Raw genomic sequence first — 3,469 nt, forward strand, 5'->3', positions numbered from 1 at the left:
GCTGGCCAAAGCCTCTTACCCCGGCATTGGCGCCTTTGGGCCTGGCGCTCGCGTGATCAGCCGGCTCGATGGCCTTGATCGCGCATGCAATCAAGCCAAACGGCAGTACTCGGCTGCCCCTTTCTCCTTGGGGCTGGACAGCTTCTTGCCGAAGTTGTTCACGGGGACTTCGACATACCTGTGGACAAGGAAGGCGACCAGGATGGTCAGGCCCAGGCTGATCATCCAGGCGAACGTGAAGGTTATGCCCCTGCTGATCAGGATGGGCATGGCGACGTAGCCGATCATGGAGTGAACCAGATAGAGCGGAAAGCTGATGTCGGCCAGGAAGTCGAGTATCGCGTTTTCCTTGAACCTGCCTCGGAGCAGATAGCACAGTGAAAACAGCATCAACGCATAAGTGTAGTTTTTCGTCAGCGCCCCGAAGAGTCCTGTCGCGTAGAAGGAATTGATCGTCACGAACAAGCCATAGATGATGACCCCGTAACCAAGCGCAACCTTTGCGCTGAGCTCGCGATAGAGAACGTAGTAAAACAGGCAGCCAAGGAACATGAATATGATGAACTTCATGTCCGATACCGCATATGAAACAAGGGATGGTGAATTCATTCCATGGGTCGAGAAGAAAGCAACCAGGCAACACACGATCATGAATCCAATGGACAGCCGCATGACTTGATGAGCACTTCTCCCGAGCATGTTTATCAGCGCAAAGACCACATAGAACTTGAGCTCCACCGCAAGCGACCAGCTCACGAAGTCCAATGAAGGCAAACCAGCCGCGCTATGGACGAGCGGGATATTTCTTGCCAGGAACAAGAGGCTGATTCTGTCCGACAACGGTGTCGACCAGTACCACGAGCAGATGAAATACAGGGCGATGCTGATCAACAGGCAGAACCAGTAGACGGGATAAATGCGGAAAAACCGCCTCGTCAGAAATTGACCGGTCGAAATATTCCTAAGGCTGATCGGTATGACCAATCCGCTTATCAGGAAAAACACGGCGACACCGAAAACGCCGTAGAAGAATCCGCCCCATGCCGGTGACAATACGTGCTGCGTATAGGCCGGCTTCAACGGCACAAAACTGGCCGGCGTCCCGATCAACGCGCGCACGCCGGGCGCAAAGAAGATGCCCCAATAGTGGTTGATGACCACCGATAGCGCCGCAATCGCGCGCAGCTGATGGGCAAACCTGACCTTCATGCGGGCTGCCGATGGCTCGACGCGTTCAACATGTCGCTATCCGAACGGCGAGCTTGAAACCCGGTTGAGCCGGCATTTTCGGCTTCCTCCCAATGTGGGCACGCACACTGGGCGTCACCATACATCGGTGCTGCTCGCGACGGTGGGACTGCTTCATCGCTACGCTGAGTGAGTGCCCGGCACGATCGAATGCGTTGCCATGCCGCTACCCCACGATGGGCGGTAGCTCGGTCATTGGACTTCAAATGGCTCTTGGCCGCGGCACTGAGGCTCCGACTCGGACGTTCACTCGGCCAAAATTCCTCGCTTTGACATCAACTTGCAACCGGTGGCAGGTTTTAACCACTACGACCCCTTCACTGCCCCGGAGCCTATGCTCAGCCGGCGTGGAGACGCCGCGCGGCACCGAGGTAACCGGCTGCTGCCGTCCGACGAAGTGAGGATATCCAACCTGCGATCCCGGGAGCGCCGCATGACCGATCCATCTCGTCAGCCACCTTCACATCAACCCTTGAGGTGGCTGGTTATCGGCCTTGCAGTGGCCGTGCTCGCCGGCGCGTTTGCCTATGTGGCCGGCTGGCTGACGCCGCAAAGACTGACGTCGCGTCGATTGGTGGATACGCTGCAGGAAGGCGGTGGCGTGCATCCCGGCTTCCGGCGCAATCACGCCAAGGGTGTGTGCGTGGCGGGTTATTTCGAAAGCAATGGTGAGGCCGCGGCGTATTCCACGGCCAGCGTGTTTACGGCCGGTAGTCGCACGCCCGTGGTGGGCCGTTTTGCCCTGCCCGGCGGCAATCCTTATGCGCCCGACAGCAGCGTGCCGATCCGCAGCTTTGCGCTGCGCTTTGCGTTACCCAATGGCCAGCAGTGGCGCACTGGCATGAACAGCATGCCGGTGTTCCCGGTGGCGACGCCGCAGGCGTTTTACGAGCAACTGGTGGCCACCCTGCCCGACCCGGCAACCGGCAAGCCCGATCCCAAGAAGGTTGGCGCCTTCTTCGCCTCACACCCGGAGACCGGTGCATTTCTCGCCTGGGTGAAAACGGCCAAGCCCTCGGCGAGTTTTGTCACCGAGACCTACGAGGGGCTCAACGCGTTCTATTTCGTCGATGGCACCGGCAAGCGCCACGCGGTGCGCTGGAAAGTCACCCCTGTCGCGAACGACGATGCCGGCACCGGCCCGCAAGCCGGCGACCCGGATTATCTGGCCAAGGACTTGCAGCAGCGATTGGCGCAAGGACCACAGCGTTGGCAGCTGCGCGTAACCCTGGCCGAGCCCGGCGATCCCACCAATGACGCGACCAAGCAATGGCCCGCCGATCGCCACACGATCGACGCGGGCACGCTGGTGATCGAAAGCGAGCAGCCGCAGGACAGCGGCCCCTGCCGCGATGTGAATTACGACCCGACCATCGTTCCCGCAGGCATCGAAATCTCCGACGACCCGCTGCTGCCAGCGCGCTCCGCGGCCTATGCCGTGTCCTATCTGCGCCGCACCAGCGAAGAAGCGCATGTCCCCGGCGCCGCGCGCGCGACCACGCCCTCGGAGCACCCGTGATGAATGCCAAGCACGCTACCTATCCCGGCGCGTTTCATCCGCTCGCGCGCCTGCTGCACTGGCTGATGGCCTTGCTGATCCTCACCATGCTGTTCGTTGGCGTGGGCATGGTGTCGACCGTGTCGGAAAAACACCAATGGCTGCTCGCCCTCCACAAGCCGCTGGGCGCCACCATCTTCGTGCTGGCGCTGATCCGCCTTGCCGTGCGCTGGCGCCACCCGCCGCCGCCCTTGCCGGCCGATATGCCGCCGTTGATGCAGTGGGTGGCGCATGCCTCGCATTGGGTGCTGTATGCGCTGATGCTCACGCTGCCGCTGGTGGGCTGGGCGATGCTTTCGGCGGGCGGTTACCCGATTTCGCTCGGTGGTTCGTTGCATCTGCCGCCGCTGCTTTCGTTCGACGGCGAAACCTATGCGTGGCTACGAGTCACGCATCGATGGTTGGCCTATCTGCTGTTCGTCACCGTACTCGGACATATGGGCGCCGCGCTCTACCACGGGCTGATCCGACGCGACGACGTGCTGCCCAGCATGACCTTCCCGCGGCGTGAAACGGTGATCGTGGAACCGGTGGTCGTGGCCCCTGCCGCGACCGAACCGCCGTCGAACGAGCCGCCCCGTGCGTGATTCGGCGGCGTCTCAGGCGCTGCCACTTGCGATGTCCGCTGTCAATAGTATGATTGAAATCATACAAACTACGTGG

The 3,469-nt window shown here is 60.9% G+C and carries 3 protein-coding genes; 2 read left to right on the top strand and 1 reads right to left on the bottom strand.

Annotated features, from left to right (window positions below; genetic code table 11):
• Positions 1-90: 90 nt before the first annotated feature.
• A complete protein-coding gene (locus tag AC1DMG_RS20945; protein ID WP_441603413.1) occupies positions 91-1,209 on the bottom strand; it encodes an acyltransferase family protein in 1,119 nt (372 codons plus the stop codon).
• Positions 1,210-1,681: 472 nt separating this feature from the next.
• Between AC1DMG_RS20945 and AC1DMG_RS20950 the strand changes: the two genes are divergently transcribed.
• Positions 1,682-2,767, top strand: coding sequence for a catalase family peroxidase (locus tag AC1DMG_RS20950; protein WP_441603414.1), 1,086 nt, complete (start codon positions 1,682-1,684; stop codon positions 2,765-2,767).
• Positions 2,767-3,393, top strand: a complete 627-nt coding sequence (locus tag AC1DMG_RS20955) for a cytochrome b (RefSeq protein WP_441603415.1) — start codon at positions 2,767-2,769, stop codon at positions 3,391-3,393. Before AC1DMG_RS20950 ends, AC1DMG_RS20955 begins: the two co-directional genes overlap by 1 nt.
• The last annotated feature ends 76 nt before the right edge of the window (positions 3,394-3,469 follow it).

Source organism: Dyella sp. 01N36, assembly GCF_056399745.1.